This window comes from Pradoshia sp. (genome assembly GCF_051873915.1).
Taxonomy (GTDB): Bacteria; Bacillota; Bacilli; order Bacillales; family Pradoshiaceae; genus Pradoshia.
This window is the reverse complement of the sequence record NZ_JBJEFJ010000173.1, coordinates 1-19,196: the sequence shown is the minus strand read 5'-3', so window position 1 is coordinate 19,196 and position 19,196 is coordinate 1. Positions and strand designations below refer to the sequence as shown.

Annotated in this window: 24 protein-coding genes; 4 read left to right on the top strand and 20 right to left on the bottom strand. The window is 43.8% G+C overall.

Features of this window, described 5'->3' with window-relative positions; all coding sequences use genetic code 11:
* Nucleotides 1-99: 99 nt before the first annotated feature.
* The 4 genes from ACI35L_RS15060 to ACI35L_RS15045 all read right to left on the bottom strand — a co-directional run bounded on the left by ACI35L_RS15060 (nucleotide 100) and on the right by ACI35L_RS15045 (nucleotide 2,417).
* The gene (locus tag ACI35L_RS15060) at nucleotides 100-588 is read right to left on the bottom strand and encodes a YpuI family protein (RefSeq protein ID WP_049670518.1); all 489 of its coding nucleotides are present in this window, start codon (nucleotides 586-588) and stop codon (nucleotides 100-102) included.
* Nucleotides 589-709: 121 nt separating this feature from the next.
* Complete coding sequence (locus ACI35L_RS15055; RefSeq protein WP_049670517.1) at nucleotides 710-1,066, bottom strand: hypothetical protein; 357 nt, start codon at nucleotides 1,064-1,066, stop codon at nucleotides 710-712.
* An 18-nt stretch (nucleotides 1,067-1,084) separates the two neighbouring features.
* Nucleotides 1,085-1,663, bottom strand: a complete 579-nt coding sequence (gene scpB, locus ACI35L_RS15050) for an SMC-Scp complex subunit ScpB (RefSeq protein ID WP_049670516.1) — start codon at nucleotides 1,661-1,663, stop codon at nucleotides 1,085-1,087.
* Nucleotides 1,650-2,417: a segregation/condensation protein A gene (locus ACI35L_RS15045; RefSeq protein WP_049670515.1), complete on the bottom strand. Its 768-nt coding sequence runs from the start codon at nucleotides 2,415-2,417 to the stop codon at nucleotides 1,650-1,652. Before ACI35L_RS15045 ends, scpB begins: the two co-directional genes overlap by 14 nt.
* Before the next feature lie 173 nt (nucleotides 2,418-2,590).
* On the opposite strand from ACI35L_RS15045, the gene ACI35L_RS15040 reads away from it, so the two are divergent.
* Both ACI35L_RS15040 and ACI35L_RS15035 read left to right on the top strand, forming a co-directional pair.
* Nucleotides 2,591-2,698 (top strand): YjcZ family sporulation protein, encoded by a 108-nt coding sequence (locus ACI35L_RS15040; RefSeq protein ID WP_082197062.1) that lies wholly within the window; start codon nucleotides 2,591-2,593, stop codon nucleotides 2,696-2,698.
* 140 nt (nucleotides 2,699-2,838) lie between these two features.
* Nucleotides 2,839-3,363 carry a DUF309 domain-containing protein gene (locus ACI35L_RS15035; RefSeq protein ID WP_439803214.1) on the top strand — a complete coding sequence of 175 codons (525 nt, stop codon included), beginning with the start codon at nucleotides 2,839-2,841 and terminating at the stop codon, nucleotides 3,361-3,363.
* Between the two features lie 50 nt (nucleotides 3,364-3,413).
* Here ACI35L_RS15035 and ACI35L_RS15030 read toward each other — a convergent pair whose 3' ends face one another.
* Nucleotides 3,414-3,761 carry a GNAT family N-acetyltransferase gene (locus ACI35L_RS15030; RefSeq protein ID WP_049670513.1) on the bottom strand — a complete coding sequence of 116 codons (348 nt, stop codon included), beginning with the start codon at nucleotides 3,759-3,761 and terminating at the stop codon, nucleotides 3,414-3,416.
* Between the two features lie 382 nt (nucleotides 3,762-4,143).
* On the opposite strand from ACI35L_RS15030, the gene ACI35L_RS15025 reads away from it, so the two are divergent.
* Entirely contained in the window at nucleotides 4,144-5,016 is an 873-nt protein-coding gene (locus tag ACI35L_RS15025; RefSeq protein ID WP_439803213.1) for a DUF1002 domain-containing protein, read from the top strand.
* A 216-nt stretch (nucleotides 5,017-5,232) separates the two neighbouring features.
* Here the strand turns inward: ACI35L_RS15025 and lysA are convergent, their stop codons facing one another.
* The 9 genes from lysA to ACI35L_RS14980 form a co-directional block, all read right to left on the bottom strand.
* On the bottom strand, nucleotides 5,233-6,540 hold the full coding sequence (gene lysA / locus ACI35L_RS15020; RefSeq protein WP_439803220.1) for a diaminopimelate decarboxylase: 1,308 nt from the start codon (nucleotides 6,538-6,540) through the stop codon (nucleotides 5,233-5,235).
* Nucleotides 6,541-6,672: 132 nt separating this feature from the next.
* The gene (locus tag ACI35L_RS15015; protein ID WP_439803219.1) at nucleotides 6,673-8,124 is read right to left on the bottom strand and encodes a spore germination protein; all 1,452 of its coding nucleotides are present in this window, start codon (nucleotides 8,122-8,124) and stop codon (nucleotides 6,673-6,675) included.
* Nucleotides 8,125-8,128: 4 nt separating this feature from the next.
* The gene (locus ACI35L_RS15010; RefSeq protein ID WP_049672838.1) at nucleotides 8,129-8,677 is read right to left on the bottom strand and encodes a stage V sporulation protein AE; all 549 of its coding nucleotides are present in this window, start codon (nucleotides 8,675-8,677) and stop codon (nucleotides 8,129-8,131) included.
* Between the two features lie 48 nt (nucleotides 8,678-8,725).
* The gene (locus tag ACI35L_RS15005) at nucleotides 8,726-9,145 is read right to left on the bottom strand and encodes a stage V sporulation protein AB (protein WP_049670511.1); all 420 of its coding nucleotides are present in this window, start codon (nucleotides 9,143-9,145) and stop codon (nucleotides 8,726-8,728) included.
* Nucleotides 9,135-9,752: a stage V sporulation protein AA gene (locus ACI35L_RS15000; protein ID WP_049672837.1), complete on the bottom strand. Its 618-nt coding sequence runs from the start codon at nucleotides 9,750-9,752 to the stop codon at nucleotides 9,135-9,137. Before ACI35L_RS15000 ends, ACI35L_RS15005 begins: the two co-directional genes overlap by 11 nt.
* A 149-nt stretch (nucleotides 9,753-9,901) precedes the next feature.
* Entirely contained in the window at nucleotides 9,902-10,660 is a 759-nt protein-coding gene (gene sigF, locus ACI35L_RS14995) for an RNA polymerase sporulation sigma factor SigF (RefSeq protein ID WP_049670510.1), read from the bottom strand.
* Between the two features lie 12 nt (nucleotides 10,661-10,672).
* Nucleotides 10,673-11,119, bottom strand: coding sequence for an anti-sigma F factor (spoIIAB, locus tag ACI35L_RS14990; protein WP_049670509.1), 447 nt, complete (start codon nucleotides 11,117-11,119; stop codon nucleotides 10,673-10,675).
* Nucleotides 11,116-11,472, bottom strand: a complete 357-nt coding sequence (spoIIAA, locus tag ACI35L_RS14985) for an anti-sigma F factor antagonist (protein ID WP_049670508.1) — start codon at nucleotides 11,470-11,472, stop codon at nucleotides 11,116-11,118. Before spoIIAA ends, spoIIAB begins: the two co-directional genes overlap by 4 nt.
* A 111-nt stretch (nucleotides 11,473-11,583) precedes the next feature.
* Nucleotides 11,584-12,762, bottom strand: a complete 1,179-nt coding sequence (locus tag ACI35L_RS14980) for a D-alanyl-D-alanine carboxypeptidase family protein (RefSeq protein ID WP_049670507.1) — start codon at nucleotides 12,760-12,762, stop codon at nucleotides 11,584-11,586.
* 228 nt (nucleotides 12,763-12,990) lie between these two features.
* Here ACI35L_RS14980 and ACI35L_RS14975 point away from each other — a divergent pair, with 228 nt between their 5' ends.
* Entirely contained in the window at nucleotides 12,991-14,103 is a 1,113-nt protein-coding gene (locus ACI35L_RS14975) for a nitric oxide synthase oxygenase (RefSeq protein WP_439803212.1), read from the top strand.
* 94 nt (nucleotides 14,104-14,197) lie between these two features.
* Here ACI35L_RS14975 and ACI35L_RS14970 read toward each other — a convergent pair whose 3' ends face one another.
* From ACI35L_RS14970 to spoIIM, 6 genes are all read right to left on the bottom strand, one after another.
* The gene (locus ACI35L_RS14970; RefSeq protein WP_439803211.1) at nucleotides 14,198-15,019 is read right to left on the bottom strand and encodes a purine-nucleoside phosphorylase; all 822 of its coding nucleotides are present in this window, start codon (nucleotides 15,017-15,019) and stop codon (nucleotides 14,198-14,200) included.
* Nucleotides 15,020-15,034: 15 nt separating this feature from the next.
* Nucleotides 15,035-16,210 (bottom strand): phosphopentomutase, encoded by a 1,176-nt coding sequence (deoB, locus tag ACI35L_RS14965; RefSeq protein WP_439803210.1) that lies wholly within the window; start codon nucleotides 16,208-16,210, stop codon nucleotides 15,035-15,037.
* Between the two features lie 381 nt (nucleotides 16,211-16,591).
* Nucleotides 16,592-17,482: a site-specific tyrosine recombinase XerD gene (xerD, locus tag ACI35L_RS14960; protein WP_439803209.1), complete on the bottom strand. Its 891-nt coding sequence runs from the start codon at nucleotides 17,480-17,482 to the stop codon at nucleotides 16,592-16,594.
* A gap of 6 nt (nucleotides 17,483-17,488) precedes the next feature.
* Nucleotides 17,489-17,719, bottom strand: a complete 231-nt coding sequence (locus ACI35L_RS14955) for a YqzK family protein (protein WP_049670502.1) — start codon at nucleotides 17,717-17,719, stop codon at nucleotides 17,489-17,491.
* 106 nt (nucleotides 17,720-17,825) lie between these two features.
* A complete protein-coding gene (gene fur / locus ACI35L_RS14950) occupies nucleotides 17,826-18,311 on the bottom strand; it encodes a ferric iron uptake transcriptional regulator (RefSeq protein WP_049670501.1) in 486 nt (161 codons plus the stop codon).
* Nucleotides 18,312-18,483: 172 nt separating this feature from the next.
* Nucleotides 18,484-19,125 (bottom strand): stage II sporulation protein M, encoded by a 642-nt coding sequence (gene spoIIM / locus ACI35L_RS14945; protein WP_049670500.1) that lies wholly within the window; start codon nucleotides 19,123-19,125, stop codon nucleotides 18,484-18,486.
* Nucleotides 19,126-19,196 lie beyond the last annotated feature (71 nt).

Sequence of the window (19,196 nt, the reverse complement as noted above, 5' to 3'; positions counted from 1 at the left end):
ATTTCTTTTGCCTTCCATTAAAAAGAGGCTCAGGGCGCATCCTGAACCTCTAAAGAGCAACTGATTAGGATATTCTTCCTATTCGTTGTTCATCCTTATTTAATTAGATTGGACCATTTTTGTTTTATAGTCCGTTTCATAGTATTCAAGGTCCTCACGCATTTTCTGAACATCTGATTCAAGGGTCTTAATGACATCCTTCAAACTTTCAGGCGCCTCATCCCTAAATTTAATGCAGTTTCGCCCTGTATAAGCAGAGCGGCTGTCCTCAAACCATAAATCGCTCTTTGGTGCGAAATACTCTTCGATGCATTGGTGATAGACTCTGTATAGAACCCTTTCGGCAGCAGCCTTGTTAAACGGCTCATTTTTCAACACGATTTTGCATGCGTCAAGGCTTTCCTCACAGTATACACAAAGCTTTCGGATAGAGGATAATAACCCTCTGTAATAGTCTTCATTCCCACTCTTTTCACTCATCAAACGATCCATGGTAGTATCATTCAAGTAGGCTTCGAGGATTTGTACAGTCTTTCCTAAATATGATGCTACGTCTTCCAACTGGCTTTTCACTAATGTATTGCCCAACCGGAACCCTCCCCTTAATTTTGAAACGTTGCTTCCTGAATATTCTATTACAGATTAGCACAAAAGTCATGTGTTATTTGCCGAATACAGGAAGGTTTCACAAGGTTATCCTCGTAATCCATCATATTCCATCACCTTCAAGAATTCGTTCTACCTCATGAATATCCAGGTCTTCAAAAATATTGAAAAAATCACTCTCTGTGTTTATATACACTTTTTTCATCGACAGGAAACCTTTATTTTTTAATAGATAGAGCAAGGCTAAACAATCCTTCACTGGGTAGCGTGTGAGAAACTCCACTGTTTGCTGTGCGGCACGCTCCATGAGAAGTTCCTCAAAATAACGTACATACAGCACTTGCAGTTCCTTTATACGACCGCCGTCCCTGTATTTCACGACTGAACGACTAAAAAGATCCTCCGGTGAATTGGACTTTTCTTTCGTCAACTCATAGCCGGCACAAGTAATGATTTTCAATATTTCCCCTCCTGATTCTTAATCAAGCTCCTGGAATTTGTGAAAGAATAGATCTGCTTCTTCATCATTAAAACCATCCTCATGATTCTCATCAATCGGCGGCAGATCTTCAATTGACTTCAAGCCGAAATAATCGAGGAATTCGGATGTTGTTCCATATAAATAAGCTCGTCCAGCCCCCTCTGCCCGGCCAACTTCCTTGATAAGCGCTTTAGCTGAAAGTGTATGAATAGGCCGTTCGGATTTCACCCCTCGAATTGCTTCAATCTCAATACGGGTAATGGGCTGCTTATAGGCAATGATGGCCAATGTTTCGAGTGATGCCTGTGATAAGGTGTGGATTGATGGGGATTCAACCAGTTTCTTTAAATAAGGCGCATGTGCCTTTTTCGTCGCCAGCTGATAAACGCCGGCCATCTCCACTAAATAAATACCTCTATCTTCCTGTTCATAAGCGTGCATCAAGTCGGATACGATATCCCGTGCCTCCTCGACAGTTACCTCGAGCACGCTTGCAATCTGCTGCAAGGATAGTCCTTCATCCCCTGCTGCGAATAGTAATGCTTCCAAAATTGATTTCCAATTAACGATTTCCAACGGTCAAATCCCCCTGCTTCCATGCTATGAAAATATCCTCAAAATTATTAGTTTGTTCTACGACGACCTCATTCTGCTTCATCATTTCCAGAATGGCCAGAAAGGTCACGACGAGCTGCTCTTTATTATCATCAGCGAAAAGGCTGCTGAAAAGAACCTTTTTCCTCCTCCTGCGAAGCGTATCACGCAGTTCTCCAATCCGCTTCTCAATAGACACTTCCTGTCTTGTAATTCGTGTCTGCAGCGGTCTTTGCAGCTTCTTGCGTCTCATAAGCTTTTGGAAGGCGCCGAGCATATCATATATATTCACGTCCAAATCAGCCTTCTCAGCTGAAGTCTCAGTTGAATAAGGTGACAGGTCAATCGGGGGCTTCGTAAAGATAAGCGCCCTTTCTGCTTCAAGGTTTTTGAACTCCCCGGCAGCTTCTTTATATTTCTTATATTCCAATAGCTGCATGACAAGCTCATCACGAGGGTCCTCCTCATAGAGGAATTCCTCTTCCTCTTCATCCCACTCATCCTCATGCTTTGGCAGGAGCATCTTGCTTTTAATGGCCAAAAGGGTTGCCGCCATCACGAGATATTCACTCGCCACATCAAGTTCAAGCTCCTTCATCGTATGTATATAAGCTACATACTGCTCAGTTATCTCAGCGACAGGGATATCATATATATCAATCTCCAGCCGGTTTATTAAATGCAATAATAAGTCTAACGGTCCTTCAAAAGCATCAATCTTGATCTTATAGCTCATAATCTTCAGGCTCTCCTACGTAAATAAACTACCTTTAGTATAGTGGAAGTCCGCCTTCTTTCCAATAGCATGTCTAAGGAGAAATTTTTAAAGAGTTGGGCGTTGGCCCAAACACCTATGTGTAAATGTCATACAATGCAATGTACAGAAAAGCTTAAGAGGAGGATTTAATTATGGGAGAAGGCGGAGGTTTTGTAGGAGCAGGAGCTGGCAGCGGATTCGCTTTGATCGTCGTACTATTTATTTTACTTGTTATCGTAGGTGCGGCTTTCTGGTGCTGACACCCTGAATCATAATCATTCAGGCACGACCACTTGATAAGCTGCCGGTATGAAGCCGGCAGTTTTTATTTCTTTTCTTTCGCCTGCATTATTCTGTATAGTGAAGGTAGTATCTGCCAAGACGATTGGAGAGGAAAAGGATGAGGAATTATCCAAACGAATACATACAATATCTGCTCGAATTTCATGGGCGGAGAGATTACTTTGAGTGTCACGAAATTCTCGAGGAATATTGGAAGGAGCATCCGCCGCTTGAGCGTGATTCTGTATGGGTCGGTCTTATTCAGATTGCCGTCGGCCTTTATCACTACCGCAGGGGCAATCATCCAGGAGCTGTTAGAACACTCTCTAAGGCCAGACATATCCTGATGCATCGCCGCGAGGAAACAACCACGCTTGGGCTTGATTTTCCAGCGCTAGATGACCTGCTGGCGAATTACATCCAACGGATTCAAGCCAACACACCTTATGAAAGCCCCATGCTCCCCCTAGCCGACCCAGCACTTGTCTCCATCTGCGAAGTTGAATGCAGAAGCCAAGGATTAACCTGGGGCTGCCAAAGCGACCTTACTGATACCCCATTGATTCACAGACATTCGCACAGAGACCGCACAGACGTGATTGAGGAGAGATTTAAGCAGCTCAAGATCAGACGTAATAAATAGAAGAAGCCCTTGTTTTAAGGGCTTCTTTCTATTTATGAAAGTCTATTAAATTAACAATCCAAGCATTTCGCCAAAAATTGGGCAGTTTCTCTACGCGCATCAAATTCGTAGTCTGGATAAAATCCCTTTACAGTCGTCACCATCTTACGGCCCACTCCTTGACCGCGATGTGATGGATTCACAGAAACATCTGCAAGCACAACAGTATTCCCATGGACTTCTACTCCAATCAGTCCGATGAAGTCTTCATCCTCTTTCCATAGGAATAATTGCTTGCTGTCATCTGTTTCATAATTTTTCATGCTTTGCTGCAATTTTTTTATATCCTTTTCATCCGGCATGAAGGATAATAATCCCATTGCAATTTTTTCAAAGCTTTTTTTGTACCTAATTAGCATAATGATCCCTCATCAAATGAGAATTATAGAAATAAGTTCTTTTTTTGCAATCTTCATAATCATACTCGTTTTCACACAGGAATTCAACTGGGTCACTTTCCACCATCTAAACACCCGCTCCGCAGCACCATCTGACTCCCTACTATACCGAATGAACATCCATCTGTAAACCATCTAGTTTATGATTTTTTGCAAAAGCATCTTTCAAAATCAGAAGCTTTTGAGTATAGTATTTTTAGAGTTAGACGAAATTACGCATGTGAGAGGCAGCTCAATGCGGGGCAAAAAATCGTTTCATTCAGCTCGGTGAACGTCCAATCGGACAAGAAAATGAAACCTTTTTGGTCATCATACGTCTAATTCATACAGGAGGTTATTAAACATGAAAAAATGGATTGCACAAATGTTGTCTGCTCTCTTAATAGCAGGTTTTCTTATTCCAAGTATTACTCTCGCTGACCTGCAGCGCGGTGACATGGTTGTCACTCTTGGGGAGAATTTAACCGCTGAGCAGAAAAAATTATTGCTTGCAGAAATGGATGCACCAAATAATGTAGATATCGTAACCGTGACAAACGAAGAAGAGCATAATTATCTTGATGGCAAAGTAGCCAGCCGCCTAATCGGCACAAAAGCCATCTCCTCTTCATCGATTACGATTGCCAAAAGCGGTTCAGGAATCAATGTCAAAACCAAAAATATTACCTGGGTTACAGATGATATGTACAAAAATGCCTTAGCAACTGCTGGTATCAAGGATGCGGACATTTATGTCACAGCCCCATTTGAAGTATCCGGAACAGCGGCATTAACCGGCTTGATCAAAGCCTATGAAGTATCCACCGATACCAAAATTTCTGAGGAGCAAAAGCAGGCAGCCAATGAGGAAATGGTCGAAACCGCTAAGCTCGGCGATGAAATTGGCACAGAGGAAGCAACAACGCTCGTTGAAACCATTAAAGAAGAGATTGCTGCTAACCCGCCGGCAAATGATGAAGAGCTTCGCACCATCATCATCAAAGCAGCTGACCAAATCAATATCAATTTAACAGATGTCCAGATTCAAAGTTTGATGGACCTATTCAACAAATTGCAGGAATTAGGCATCGACTGGGGTGCCGTGAATGATCAGCTGAATGCTGCCAAAGAAAAAGTAAGCAATTACCTGAAATCTGAAGAAGGCCAATCCTTCCTCGATAAACTGAAGGAAGTATTTGCTTCCCTCATCGATGCAATCAAGTCTCTATTCTCTTAAAACTATCCAAGAGCAGTCCCATGAGGGGGCTGCTCTTTTGTAGTGCTTCTTATTTTGCTGTGCCCTATTTGAGGGATTTTCCATACAAATGACAAAGTTTTTACTGGCAGGCTCTCCAAAATGATTGGTACCTATTCCGTACGCAATTCCCACAGTGGGGCATTCAACAAAAAAAAGACGCCCGCAAGCTTCTTGCAGGACATCTCCTCTCATCCTCTATTTATATAAAGATAGGTCATTACGAATCAAATCATCCAGGCTTTCCCGTCTTACAACAAGCCTCGATTCGCCATTTCCCACAAAGACAACGGCCGGGCGCTGGATTCGGTTGTAATTATTAGCCATGGAGTAGCCGTAGGCACCTGTACAGAAGACAGCCAGCAGATCTCCATGCTGAATATGGGGAAGCGGCAGGTCCCAAATGAGCATATCTCCACTTTCACAGCATTTACCGGCGATAGCCACCTCCTCTTCCACCTTATCGTTCATCCTGTTAGCGAGTCCCGCCTCATATTTGGCCTGATATAGTGCTGGACGGATATTATCACTCATCCCGCCGTCGACGGCCCAATACGTACGAGTATTCGGCACATGCTTTGTTGAACCGATGCTGTAAATAGTCGTTCCTGCATCACCCACAAGAGAACGTCCCGGCTCAATCCAGATTTCTGGCATGTCCATTCGGTACTGATCAAAATCCTGCTTTACCGCTTTTACAATTTCCTCGACATAAGTGGAAACGGGAATCGGTTGATCCTCCTTCGTATAGCGGATACCGAAGCCTCCGCCCAAGTTAAGCACCTTTGGAGTGAAGCTGTAGCGCTCATGCCAGTTATGAATTTGCTCACTCAGCTTTTGTGCAGCTAATATGAAACCAGTTGTTTCAAAAATTTGCGAGCCAATATGGCAATGCAAGCCCAGCACGTCAAAGCAGTCCTTTGATAAAGCAAGCTGCAAGGCTTCTTCAGCCTGGCCATTCCATAAGTCAAATCCGAATTTTGAATCCTCCTGTCCAGTCAGGATATAGTCATGAGTATGCGCCTCAATTCCCGGTGTTACACGCAGGAGAATCGGACATACCTTGCCTTTCTTTTTACACAGCGCTTCAATAAGGGAAAGCTCATAAAAATTATCCGCCACAATACAGCCGACATTCGCATCAATGGCCATTTCCAGCTCTTCGGGACTCTTATTATTCCCATGTAAATGAATCCGCTCCGGTGGGAATTCGGCCTGTATAGCCGTATAGAGTTCTCCGCTTGAGACAACATCCAGTGATAAACCTTCCTCCCTGGCTAATTGGAACATGGCGATAGAGGAGAATGCTTTGCTAGCGTATGCGACCTGAGCCTTTACACCAGATTTCTTGAATGCTTCCTGAAACATTTTGGCCCGGTCTCTAATCAGGGCAACATCATATATATACAATGGCGTGCCATATTGCTCCGCTAAGGTTACTGTGTCCACTCCGCCAATCTCCAAATGGCCAAGCTCATTCACGCGTCCAGTTCCATAATAATGCATCTTCATCTTTCCCTTCTGTGCAGAAAAACGAAACAAATAGACAGCTGTATATGCTGCCTATTTTTTCGAATTGTTTGATAAATCATACTTTACCACACTAGTGCGCCATCTTCCATTAATATTGGCAAGGGTCTATTTCTTCCGATCAAGCGTATGCAAAATTCGCGGCCTTAAATGACTTCCCGGCACCGGTTTTCTGACCACAATCTGCCATAGTGCTTTTGGGGAAAATGGGATAAACGGCCATAAATACGGAGTAGACAGCGTATTTATATGGCTTAAATAAAGGATGAACAGTGTATTACCGATGATAAACCCTGGGACATGAAACGCGCCTGTCAGAATCAAGAGTACATAGCGTACATATTTATTGGCTAGTCCCAGCTCAAGACTCGGTGTTGCAAAGCTTCCAATTGTAGCGATGGAGATATAGAATAATACTTCCGGTACAATCCAGCCGACATCAATCGCAATTTGTCCAATCAACACAGCTGCTATCAAGCCCATGGCCGAGGAGAGCGGTGCAGGTGTGTGTATGGACGCAATGCGCAAGAGCTCAATCCCTATTTCAGCAAAGGCTACCTGCAGCAGAATATGAACATGTATATCCTCATTTGGGCCGATGAACTCCAGTGATTTCGGAAGCAAATGCGGCTCTAGTACAAACAGCAGCCATAAGGGAATGAGAAAGAGAGAAGCAAAGATACCGATAAAGCGAAACCATCTGATAATCGTACCGACAGAAGCTGATTGACGATATTCCTCCGCATGCTGCACATGATGGAAAAAGGTCGTCGGTGCAATCATGATGCTCGGGGAAGTATCAACAAAGATAAGAACATGTCCCTCAAATAGATGATTAGCTCCAACGTCGGCTCTTTCTGTATAGCGAACCAATGGATATGGATTATAATTCTCCTTAACCAAATATTCCTCGACTGTTTTCTCTGCCATCGTCAGCCCATCCGTTTTAATGCTTCCAAGCTCTCGTTTGATGATTTCGACTAAATGAGGATTTGCGATTCCCTCAATATAACCAATCGCAATATCCGTTTTCGACCGCTCTCCGACACGCATGATTTCGAAACGGAGCCGTTCATCTCGGATTCTTCTTCTCGTTAAGGCTGTGTTTACTATTATATTCTCAACATAGCCATCACGCGCGCCCCTTGTGATTCTTTCTGTATCCGGCTCTTGCGGCGTCCTCCCCGGATAACTCCGAACATCGACAATCAACGCTTTCTCGCTTCCATCCACGATGACAGCAATCAAGCCAGAGAGAACCTGATCCACCATTTCATCCATCGTCTGCTTCACTTCAACCGATTGCTGAACAAGCCGGTTCTTCACCAGCTCATATATATCCGCATCCTTAGCCTCGATTTTTTCGAATTCATTGATGCCTAATAAGGTTTCCATAATTTCAATGATGTAAGCTGTATCACATAACCCATTCACATAATAGATTTGAACTGGAACATCTCGAAGGGTGATCTCCCTGACTCCAATATCAAAGCTGACGCCAAGTCCAACATAGTTTTCCATATATTTTTTTACTTTGGCTAAATCCCCTGGTACTTTCATCTTCTTATCTGTCAAGATACCCACTCCGTTCCAAAATCAGTTTTACTGCACTCAAGGTGATTGGGCTCCCAATCTTAATATCATCATACTTTGCCATCTTTCCAATATCGCCGATGCCGACGACAATAGGCGCATCAATGGAGTCGATGCAATAAACCGTATCTCCGTTAATGCGGCCTATATCCATCTCAGGAAGACCAAATTTATCCACACCACGCTCCGTCAGATTGCCTTCACGATCGATGCACACGTCAACCTTCGTCCACTCCGCCTGCCTTGTTTTCGAGGCAACAGCAACAATGCCAAGAAGCTCGATATCGTCATGCTCAGCTACATATTTCATCATCGTCTCGCCAGCTCCTTCCCCAACGAGCCCGCTGTCATCAAACATAACAAGCACTGGGTCATTGGCAGCAGACTTGATGAGTTTTACGAGCTCAGGACCATCCACCTTTGCTGGATTGCCATAAGAGGCAGAGATACAGCGGCCGCCAATCTCTTTTGCCGCATGCTCCACGGCTCGCTTTGCATATTCGTCCCCATCTGTAATCATGATGATTTTTCGTTTCTGTGCCACTTGCGCACCGCCTTTATTCAAGCGTTATTGTGTATAAATAATCCATTGAAATAACGATCCAAGGATTCTTCCCAGCACCAATGCAATTAGTATGTAAACAAGACTGTCCTGCATTCCGATTCTCTTCGCAAGAATTGGAAATACATTCAACACTTCCGTAAGCGCTGCAGCGAGCATTCCATTAAAGATTCCGCTTAATAACCCGAAGCCCGCCAATAATAAAAAGGAAAGGTTCAGCGTGAAATCCCATAAACTAAAAATCGTCCCAATGACGGCACCAAGAATGACAGCCGCCTCATAGAAGTGCACGTATCTGACTGATTTCGTCAATTGAGTCAAGCGTGGAATAACATTCAACACAGTCAAGAAGGCTACATAGCCTGCTCCGACAGATACACCGCCGGAGAATCCGATCAGGATGGCTAAGAGCTTCTCAATCATCATCAAGGAAGGAGGAATACATCTTGTTCTCTCGCATGATTAAATACTGATCGAGTTCTTGCTGATAGTTGAACATTTCCACTTCCATCGGACTTGGTTCATCATTGAATTTCTTCTTGAATATATGGTTAAAGAATAAAACCATACCGAGCCCAAGCCCGAACGAATATGGGATTTGAAAAATGAACGGGTGCTCTGAATGCTCGCCGGTTATCATAAAATACAATCGTTCATGCATCTGCCTCATACTGACATCCTCATGGAAATTCATGATGGCAAACGCCGCTCCGACGAACAGAATCAGCCAAACCACAATGAAACCAATCTTTGATACTTTCTTTTTCTTTCGAACGACTTCAACAATTGTTTGGGAAGGCCCGTACGTGTCCATGGACATGTTCGGGAAATGACGAAATATCGTCTGCAGCACGACGGTTACATCAAGAATGAATACATCCTTATTCTTTGAGAATTCGCCTAACACCAAATTCCCGACCTTCTCAGTTACCTCGTCGGTTCCAATGATATTGGCAATATCCTTCAGCAGGATGGGCTCATTCGGCTTTATCTTCGCCCGATATTTCAGGCGGATATACACACATTCTTCCATGAAAGATTCCATCCCCATTTCTTGGTCCTTGCCATTACTTTTAGTATGGATAGAAAAATCAGGAACATACCAGAAAATCAAAAATGTCACACCGCACAAAAAAACCGCTGGATCAAAGAATCCATGCGGCCGCTCTTTCTTTTATTCAATCATGTATCCATTCGGCTTTTCATCTGCGATAATATCTTCTTCTCAAGCCGCGAAACCTGTACCTGTGAAATGCCCAGCCTCTCCGCTACCTCCGTTTGGGTTTGGTCCTTATAATACCTGAGATAGACGATTAATCTTTCGCGTTCATCAAGCAGGGCAATTGCCTCCTTCAAGGCAATCTTCTCAAACCATTTATTCTCCGAGTGGTCGGCAATTTGATCGAGCAGCGTAATTGGGTCTCCATCATTTTCATACACGGTCTCGTGGATGGATGAAGGAGTCCTGCTCGCTTCCTGCGCCATGATGACTTCCTCTGGAGTCAGCTCAAGATGAGCACTGATTTCCGATATGGTCGGCGTCCTTCCATATACCTTAGACAATTCATCCTTTGCCCTTCGAATCTTATTGGACATCTCCTTTAAGGAACGACTGACCTTGACCGTCCCATCATCACGGATGAAGCGCTGAATTTCTCCGATAATCATTGGAACAGCATAGGTAGAGAACTTAACATTATAGGAAAGATCAAATTTATCCACTGATTTCAGGAGACCAATAGAGCCAATTTGAAATAAATCTTCCGGCTCATAGCCCCGATTGATAAATCTTTGGACAACTGACCATACAAGCCGCATGTTTTTCTGGATGAGTTCGTCTCTTGCCTCTTGGTCACCTTGCTGGCTTTGACGAATAAGTGCTTTTACCTCTTCATCTTTGAGCTGGGCCGTCTTATTAGTCTTTTTGACTTCCACATCCATCGCATTATCTCCTTACTTGATGAAAGCTTTGCTTTTTGATAGATTTTTCATGAGCCTGATGGTTGTTCCTTCGCCCCTGGAGGATTCAATCATGATCTCATCCATGAAATTCTCCATAATGGTAAAGCCCATTCCAGAACGCTCAAGTTCAGGTTTGGTCGTGTAAAGCGGTTGTCTAGCTTCCTCGACATCACGGATGCCGATTCCTTTGTCCTTAATGGACAGCTCTACGGTTTCTTCCTCTAAGTCCATCGAAACAGCAATATAAATAATTCCTTTTGGATCACTTTCGTATCCATGGATAATGGCATTTGTGACGGCCTCTGAAACCACTGTCTTAATCTCGGTCAATTCATCCATCGTCGGATCAAGCTGAGCCACAAAAGAAGCAACCGTGATGCGCGCAAAGGATTCATTCTGGCTTAATGCTGAAAACTCAAGATTCATTGTATTTTTCATCTTGTGATTACCCCCAATCCATGCATGGCCGCTTCTTCAGAAGGCTCAAGCCGGAGTATTTTAAACAGGCCGGACATTTCAAACAAGCGCTCGACAGCAGGTGAGATTGCACATACCACCATCTCTCCTCCATAAGACTGGATTTGTCTATACCTGCCCAAAATAACCCCAAGACCTGAACTATCCATAAACGTCAACTCACCCAAATTCAGAATGATATGCCTGATTCCTTGCGTTTCGATGATTTGTGATGCTTTATTGCGCAAATCCTCCGCTGTATGATGATCAAGCTCACCGGCTAAACGGATGCATAACACATTTTGATTTGTTGCCATATCTACCGTAAGGCTCACTATACTTCTCCCCCTTTTTCAATCGCATAGTGGTGTTTTCGCTATTTAACAGCCCATTTCCTTCCGGAAGACAAAACTAGTGCTAAAACGCATTCATTCGCTTTATTTCTCTTATTCGCGCCCTGCATGTGTAAACATGCCGAAAGAACGCTTATATAGATCAAACCAAGTCGCCCGTTTGACATCTTCTGACGCTATCAGCGGCGTTTCGGATACCACCTTGTCCCCTAAAAGCATTTGGACCTTCCCTAGCTTCTCGCCCTTTGTCACTGGTGCCTGCACATCTTTATTCAAGATAATTTTTGGACGGATATTCAGCTTCTCTTCTCCTTTTTTGCTAAGAAGGGAAACCGGCTCGCTCGTAACTAAGCTGACCTTTTTCTTCTGCCCCTTCTCAAGCGTCAGCATAGCCAGCGGCATATCCTTCTTATAAATTAGCCTTGATTGATACTTTGCAAAGGCATAGTCAAGCATTTGGGTCACCTGAGCGTTCCGCTCCTTCGGGTTGGCTGCCCCAAAGACAACGGCAATGACACGCATATTGTCCTTCTTCGCCGTAGCAGTCAGGCAATATTTCGCCTCATGGGTAAAACCAGTCTTAAGACCATCTACGCCAGGATAGAATTTTACCAGCCGGTTCGTATTCACTAACCAGAACTTCTTGTCTGTGTTCTCACGTAAGTATGACTCATACAGACTCGTAAATTTCGTGATTTCTTCATGCTTTAGAAGTTCCCGTGCCATCACGGACATATCATGGGCCGTTGAATAATGATCCTTTACTGGGAGCCCGGTAGCATTCTGGAATTTGGTATCCTTAAGACCAAGCTCTTTCACCTTCTTATTCATCAACTTCACAAACTCTTCTTCACTGCCTGCTAATTTCTCTGCCATGGCTACCGATGCATCATTACCGGAGCCAATCGCAATTCCACGCAATAATTGCTCCACTGTCATCTCTTCGCCAGGCTCCAAGAAGATTTGCGATCCGCCCATTGATGCAGCATATTCGCTCGTTCGCACCTTCTCGTCCATCGTAATCTGCTTCTTATCCAGCGCCTCCATTATCAAAAGCATGGTCATGATCTTCGTCATGCTCGCCGGGGAAAGCTGTTCATCTTTATTCTTCTCATAAATCACGGAGCCCGTGTTCATTTCAATGAGAATCGCAGACTTGGCATTGGGTGCAAGCTCCGATGTATTTGTTGTTGGTTTCTCTGCGGCCAATGCCGGTCCGGAAACACATAATGTAACTATCCCTATCAATAAAGCTGAAACAAACCGTTTCATGGACAAACCTCCTACTCATGATAAATTCCAGTTTTTCCAAATATTATCCTTTTATACCGGAGCAGAGGGAATTCACATACAGGAATCATCCACCCGACGTGTGATTACATAGTAGATGAAGGAAATTTAGTGTAGATACCTATTCTTTTGAGAGTTCGAATCATTCGTTTTCTTAAGCTCATTTCGGCATAATAATCTATAAGACTGGAAGAACAGAGGAGACTTGTCATGCATTCAGAATTATTAAAAGAGGAAGCTGCCAGGTTCATTTCCAATTGTTATAAAGAGCTTGGGAAAGAGCAGGAGATCGCGAACCGAATAAAGGAGATTAAGAAGGAAATCAATAAAACGGGTACATATGAGCACACTTTTGAAGAGCTTGTCCATGGAGCGAAGATGGCATGGCGGAATAGCAACCGATGCATTGGCAGATTGTTTTGGAACAGCCTGCATGTCTTTGATGCAAGAGATGCCTTAGACGAAGATATTATTGCGGAAGCCCTCTTCCACCATATCCGCTATGCAACCAATGACGGAAGAATATTGCCGACCATTACCATATTTCACCCCCACCGTGTTCGAATCTTTAATCATCAATTAATTCGGTATGCTGGGTATGAGACAGAATACGGTACCATTGGCGATAAACAATCTATTCCCTTCACGAAGTTTTGCGAACAAATCGGCTGGGAGGGCCAGCAAGGACAGTATGATTTATTGCCTTTAGTATTTTCGATAGATGGATACCCTCCCGTGTGGAAACCAATAAAGAAAGAGCTTGTGAAAGAGGTTGAAATCGAACACCCTGAATTCTCACTCCATCACTTGAACATGAAATGGTACAGTGTTCCAATCATTTCCGATATGCGCTTGGAAATCGGCGGAATCAGCTACCATTGTGCACCATTCAACGGCTGGTATATGGGCACCGAGATTGGCGCACGCAATTTGGCGGATGAAGATCGGTATCATTTTCTGCCTGCAGTAGCAGAATTAATCGGTTTAGATACTTCGATGAACCGATATTTATGGAAGGATAAAGCACTCGTAGAACTGAATATTGCCGTCTTGCATTCTTTCAGGAAAGAAGGTGTTACCATCGTCGACCATCATACGGCCGCCGAACAATTTAAACGATTTGAACAACAGGAAGCAAAGAATGCTCGCAGAGTGACTGGAGATTGGACATGGCTCATTCCGCCATTATCCCCTGCTGCGACACATATTTTCCATCAATCCTATTCGGATGAGATTCAGACACCTAATTATTTTCATCAAGAAGCCCCCTATGAAAAATGGCTTATTGAGGGAATTCATAAATCAGGTGCAGCGAAATCATAAGGAGTCATAGCAAAAGGTCCATCCAATCCGTTTAAATACAAAAAAAGGCGCCTGCCATTAATCCTATTTAGGATTTAGCAGACGCCTTGCTTTTTTAGATTTCCATCTCGGCAACAATTCTCTTCACGAAGGAAAGGAAGGTTGCTTTAACTTTTTCAGTTGTTTCAATAACTTCATCATGAGATAAAGGCTGGTCAAGAATACCAGCTGCCATGTTTGTGATGCAGGAAATACCCAGCACCTTCATGCCGCCATGCGCTGCCACAATTACCTCAGGAACTGTGGACATTCCAACAGCGTCCCCGCCTAGGATACGCGCCATGCGAACTTCTGCAGGCGTTTCATAAGTCGGGCCAGTGAAGCCGATATAGACACCTTTTTTCACGTCAATCTGTTCTTTCTTCGCAATATCCTCCGCTAATGCCACAAGCTCTTTTGTGTAAGCACTGGACATATCCGGGAAGCGCGGTCCGAATTCTTTTTCGTTCGGCCCAATCAGCGGGTGTGCACCCATATAATTGATGTGGTCCGCGATAATCATCAAATCGCCCGGCTTGAAGCTTTCGTTTACTCCGCCTGCTGCATTTGTAACAAGGATATGGGACATCCCCATTGCCTTCATGACACGAACCGGGAAGGTTACTTCCTGCATTGTGTAGCCTTCATAATAGTGGAATCTTCCTTGCATCGCCGCAACAGTCTTTCCGCCAAGTGTTCCGATGACAAGCTGGCCTTTATGACCTTCTACCGTGGATACAGGGAAATGTGGAATTTCATTATAAGGAATGGCTACTGGATTTTCGATTTCATCCGCAAGGATTCCTAGTCCAGACCCGAGAATTAAGCCTAATTCCGGCTTTTGCCCGGATTTCTCCAGAATATAAGATGCAGCTTCATTTACCTTTTTTAACATCATCGTCTCTCCTCTAAATTAATTCAGCTCTTTCAGGAAGCTTGTTCCATGCTCAGGCATTTTCACGCCGAAGTTCTCCGCAACCGTTGCACCGATATCGGCAAATGTCATACGAAGCGGAAGTTCTTTGCCTTCCTTGAATTGTTTGGAGTATACCAAGAGCGGTACATACTCTCTCGTGTGGTCTGTACCGGCATGAACTGGGTCATTTCCATGGTCTGCCGTGATGATTAATAAATCGTCATCGCGAAGTTTATCAAGCACTTCCTGCAGGCGGACATCGTACTCTTCCAGTGCTTTACCATAGCCTTCCGGATCGCGTCTGTGACCGAACAGGGCATCGAAATCGACAAGATTCAAGAAGCTTAAGCCTGTGAATTCCATATCAAGCGTCTGCACCTGCTTATCCATTCCGTCCATGTTTGAAGTTGTGCGAAGCGCCTTTGTTACACCTTCCCCATCGTAAATATCAGCGATTTTCCCAATAGAGATGACATCAAAGCCTGCATCCTTCAATTCATTCATAACTGTACGGCCAAATGGTTTCAGCGCATAGTCATGACGGTTAGGTGTACGTTTGAAGTCGCCTGGTTCGCCAACGAATGGACGGGCGATGACACGTCCTACCATGTATTCATCTCGAAGAGTAATCTCTCTTGCGATTTCACAAATTCGGTATAATTCATCAAGCGGCACAATGTCTTCATGCGCAGCAATCTGTAGAACGGAATCAGCAGAAGTGTACACAATCAATGCGCCTGTCTTCACATGCTCTTCCCCAAGCTCAACGAGAATTTCAGTTCCGCTCGCCGGTTTGTTTCCGATAATCTTGCGTCCGCTCTTCTCTTCAAGCTCTTGAATCAATTCAGGCGGGAATCCATCCGGAAATACACGGAAAGGCGTATCAATGCGAAGGCCCATGATCTCCCAGTGACCTGTCATCGTATCTTTTCCATTTGATGCTTCCTGCATTTTTGTATAATAAGCCATTGGCTTTTCAGCTTTTTCAATGCCCTTGATTTCACGAATATTGGAGAGGCCCAATTTCCCCATCACAGGCATATGTAATCCATTCATTCTTTCCGCAATATGACCCAGCGTATCCGCACCTTTATCGCCGAATCTTTCAGCATCCGGTGCTTCGCCAATGCCAACGGAATCCATTACTGTTAAAAACACACGTTTAAACTGCATCGTAATACCTCCAGCTTGCATAATTTCTTCTATTTATAGTTAGGTTACCCCATCTTTCGAGCCATAACCTTCTGTCACCATTTTTTCAATAAGGAACAACGAGGTGTCAGAGGTCTGACATCTTTATTCTACATCAAGTGTCAAGCGTTGCCAATTTAATATTCTGTGTCTATTTCCCATCCATCATTTCTCTCTAAAATAGCCGTTATCTTTACTAAGGAAGGAACTTCCGGCTGATTCCTCGAATCTTTTTCTCCCGCATACACATCCTCCCCATTTCCCCTGTCTGCAGCTCTTTAAAGGGAAAAGAGCTATTTAGCCAACCAAAAAATAAAGCCTGATGCAAGTGCTGCCATCAGACCTTGAAACCTCATCATTTTCTTACGCTCTTGGATGAAATTTGCTGTATACATCCTTCAAACGGACATTTGTGACATGTGTATAAATCTGAGTAGTGGAAATATCAGCGTGTCCCAGCATTTCCTGAACAGCACGGAGATCGGCTCCGTTCATCAGCAAATGGGTCGCAAAGGAATGCCTGAGGGTATGCGGCGTAAGCGGTTTTTGAATATTCGCCGCTTCAGCAAGCCGCTTGATGATCTTCCATAATCCCTGACGCGTGAGACGGCCGCCATGATGGTTTAAGAACAAAGCGTCCGTTTTCTCCTTCTTGTTCATCAGCTCGGGCCGGCCTTCAACTAGGTACATATGTATAGCCTTAAGCGCCAATTGGCCAACAGGAATAATTCGTTCCTTATTCCCTTTCCCAATGCAGCGGACAAAGCCCATTTCCATATGGACATTATCAATATTTAAATCTATCAATTCACTCACCCGCATGCCGGTTGCATAAAGAAGCTCAAGAATGGCCTTATCCCGCTTGCCGAATGCATCATTTGTGTCCGGCGCATCAAGCAGTGCCTCCGTTTCCTCAGGACTCAGCACCTTTGGCAGAGACTTCTGCATCTGCGGACTTTCAATATGAACAGATGGGTCTGTCTCAGCCACATGCTCCCGCAGAAGGAACTGATGAAAGGAACGAATCGATGCCGTATGGCGTGCGAGCGTCTTCGGCGATTTGCCGTCATCCTTCAGCTTAGATAGGAACTGAACAATATGTACGCGTGAAACCTCATTCCAATCAGGTATCCCTTGCTTCTTCAGGAATTTACGGTAAGAATCCAAATCACGCTTATAGGACAGTAATGTATTTTTGGCCAGCCCTTTTTCAATCGTTAAGTAATGCATGAAATCCTGCAATTGATCTTCCATCTTCCATTACTCCCCGTTCAAATAAAATAGAAAGAGCCTGTCTTTCCATCCGGTTTCGCCTGTATCGTGAACCGATTGGAAAACCTTTACGGCAGCTCCTTTTGGCTCTTCATAACGATGATAGCCTTCGTATTCCTCATTAAACCAAACGATGGCAAAGTAGAACAAAAGTGTGAAACCAACAAACATAATGAACACCTTGCCTGTTTGCCAAATGAACCCAAACAGCTTCTTCATAATCTCCTCCGGCCTTTTTTATCAATTTATGCCAGAGAAGACAAGTTTTATACATATTCAGGCCGATTAAAAGGATAAAACCTTTCCAGGTAAGCGGAAAGGCTCATTAAACATGTGATTTAGAGGACTCAGATTCCTCTTCCCCTTTTGCCTTCTTCTCAAGACAGCGATGGCAAATACCATGAAAGGTAAGACGGTGGTCCTTAATTTGAAAATGGTATTTCTCTTCAACAACCGCTTCAACATCCCCAAGTAGATCCTCGAGAATCTCGTCAACGGCTCCACATTCTATACATACAAGATGGTGATGGAAATGGGCTGCCCCTTCCTTACGCAGGTCATAACGGGAAACGCCATCACCGAAATTTATCTTATCCACGATTTTCAATTCAGTTAATAATTCAAGTGTTCTATATACAGTTGCCAAGCCAATCTCAGGAGCCTTCTCTTTTACGAGCAGATAAACATCCTCTGCACTTAAATGATCCTCTTCATTCTCGAGCAAGACTCTGACTGTGGCCTCTCGCTGCGGCGTCAGCTTGTAACTTGAAGAATGCAATTGCTTCTTTATTCTATCTATCCTTGATTCCAATCTATTTCCTCCTCGCCGCTTTAAGTCCCCGTGCGGAAACCTGTAAAAAAATTTTGGTAAAGCACATAAAGCGAGCTTTCAGTCCTTCTTATAGTATAACAAAAATACTGGTTGATTAAAATATAATAATTATAAACAATAAACAATAATTAGTCTAATTTTATAATCATTCTCAATTAAATCCATCTATCACAAGCTTCATGAATCCAGGTGACAGGAATGCTTCAATCAATCCCGCCACAATCACTCCGCCCATGACAACAGCCAAAAAGAAGGTATACTGCATAAGCAGCGGCTTTATTGGCTCCCGTCCCGTCTTAAAGAACTGTCTTCTGATCATTTTGATACAAATAATCACCGCACAGGAAGCAAGCAAGATGGTCGATGGAACGAGAATTATATTCTGAGGCAAAACAGAGACAGCCGCAAGTAAAAAGCCGTGCCAACCTGCCTGATTGACAAGAAACCCGACAGTAAACCCGATAACAATCCCCTTAACGAACAGTAAAATGAGAATAATTGGCAGACCGATAATGGAGATTCCAAGAATCCACATGAGGATAAAATACTTTGCATTCTCCTTCACACTGTAGAAGAACATTTCACCGGAAGCGGATACCTTGCCTTGCTTAAGCTCCCCAAAAAACTGTGACAAATAGTAAAAGAGGTCCTCTTTCTGAATGAGTGACAGGCTGTTCACAATAACTGCTCCAAACACAATCCCCATCATAAATAGCACCGTCACAAAGATAAAGATAGACCGATAATCTTTTAATGTAATGAATACCGCTCTCCGGTAATAGCTCTTCTTCACGTAGACCCAGCTCCCTTTCGCTCGATTACTAGATTCTATGTTTTTAGAAGGCTATGTATTCTAGTAAATTT

Bases quoted from the DNA above. Each gene is read 5' to 3' on its own strand.
- ACI35L_RS15045 (WP_049670515.1), bottom strand. From the start codon at position 2,417: ATGAGCTATAAGATCAAGATTGATGCTTTTGAAGGACCGTTAGACTTA.
- ACI35L_RS15040 (WP_082197062.1), top strand. From the start codon at position 2,591: ATGGGAGAAGGCGGAGGTTTTGTAGGAGCAGGAGCTGGCAGCGGATTC.
- ACI35L_RS15035 (WP_439803214.1), top strand. From the start codon at position 2,839: ATGAGGAATTATCCAAACGAATACATACAATATCTGCTCGAATTTCAT.
- ACI35L_RS15030 (WP_049670513.1), bottom strand. From the start codon at position 3,761: ATGCTAATTAGGTACAAAAAAAGCTTTGAAAAAATTGCAATGGGATTA.
- ACI35L_RS15025 (WP_439803213.1), top strand. From the start codon at position 4,144: ATGAAAAAATGGATTGCACAAATGTTGTCTGCTCTCTTAATAGCAGGT.
- lysA (WP_439803220.1), bottom strand. From the start codon at position 6,540: ATGCATTATTATGGAACTGGACGCGTGAATGAGCTTGGCCATTTGGAG.
- ACI35L_RS15015 (WP_439803219.1), bottom strand. From the start codon at position 8,124: ATGAAAGTACCAGGGGATTTAGCCAAAGTAAAAAAATATATGGAAAAC.
- ACI35L_RS15010 (WP_049672838.1), bottom strand. From the start codon at position 8,677: ATGATTACAGATGGGGACGAATATGCAAAGCGAGCCGTGGAGCATGCG.
- ACI35L_RS15005 (WP_049670511.1), bottom strand. From the start codon at position 9,145: ATGATGATTGAGAAGCTCTTAGCCATCCTGATCGGATTCTCCGGCGGT.
- ACI35L_RS15000 (WP_049672837.1), bottom strand. From the start codon at position 9,752: ATGGAAGAATGTGTGTATATCCGCCTGAAATATCGGGCGAAGATAAAG.
- sigF (WP_049670510.1), bottom strand. From the start codon at position 10,660: ATGGATGTGGAAGTCAAAAAGACTAATAAGACGGCCCAGCTCAAAGAT.
- spoIIAB (WP_049670509.1), bottom strand. From the start codon at position 11,119: ATGAAAAATACAATGAATCTTGAGTTTTCAGCATTAAGCCAGAATGAA.
- ACI35L_RS14980 (WP_049670507.1), bottom strand. From the start codon at position 12,762: ATGAAACGGTTTGTTTCAGCTTTATTGATAGGGATAGTTACATTATGT.
- ACI35L_RS14975 (WP_439803212.1), top strand. From the start codon at position 12,991: ATGCATTCAGAATTATTAAAAGAGGAAGCTGCCAGGTTCATTTCCAAT.
- ACI35L_RS14970 (WP_439803211.1), bottom strand. From the start codon at position 15,019: ATGATGTTAAAAAAGGTAAATGAAGCTGCATCTTATATTCTGGAGAAA.
- deoB (WP_439803210.1), bottom strand. From the start codon at position 16,210: ATGCAGTTTAAACGTGTGTTTTTAACAGTAATGGATTCCGTTGGCATT.
- xerD (WP_439803209.1), bottom strand. From the start codon at position 17,482: ATGGAAGATCAATTGCAGGATTTCATGCATTACTTAACGATTGAAAAA.
- ACI35L_RS14955 (WP_049670502.1), bottom strand. From the start codon at position 17,719: ATGAAGAAGCTGTTTGGGTTCATTTGGCAAACAGGCAAGGTGTTCATT.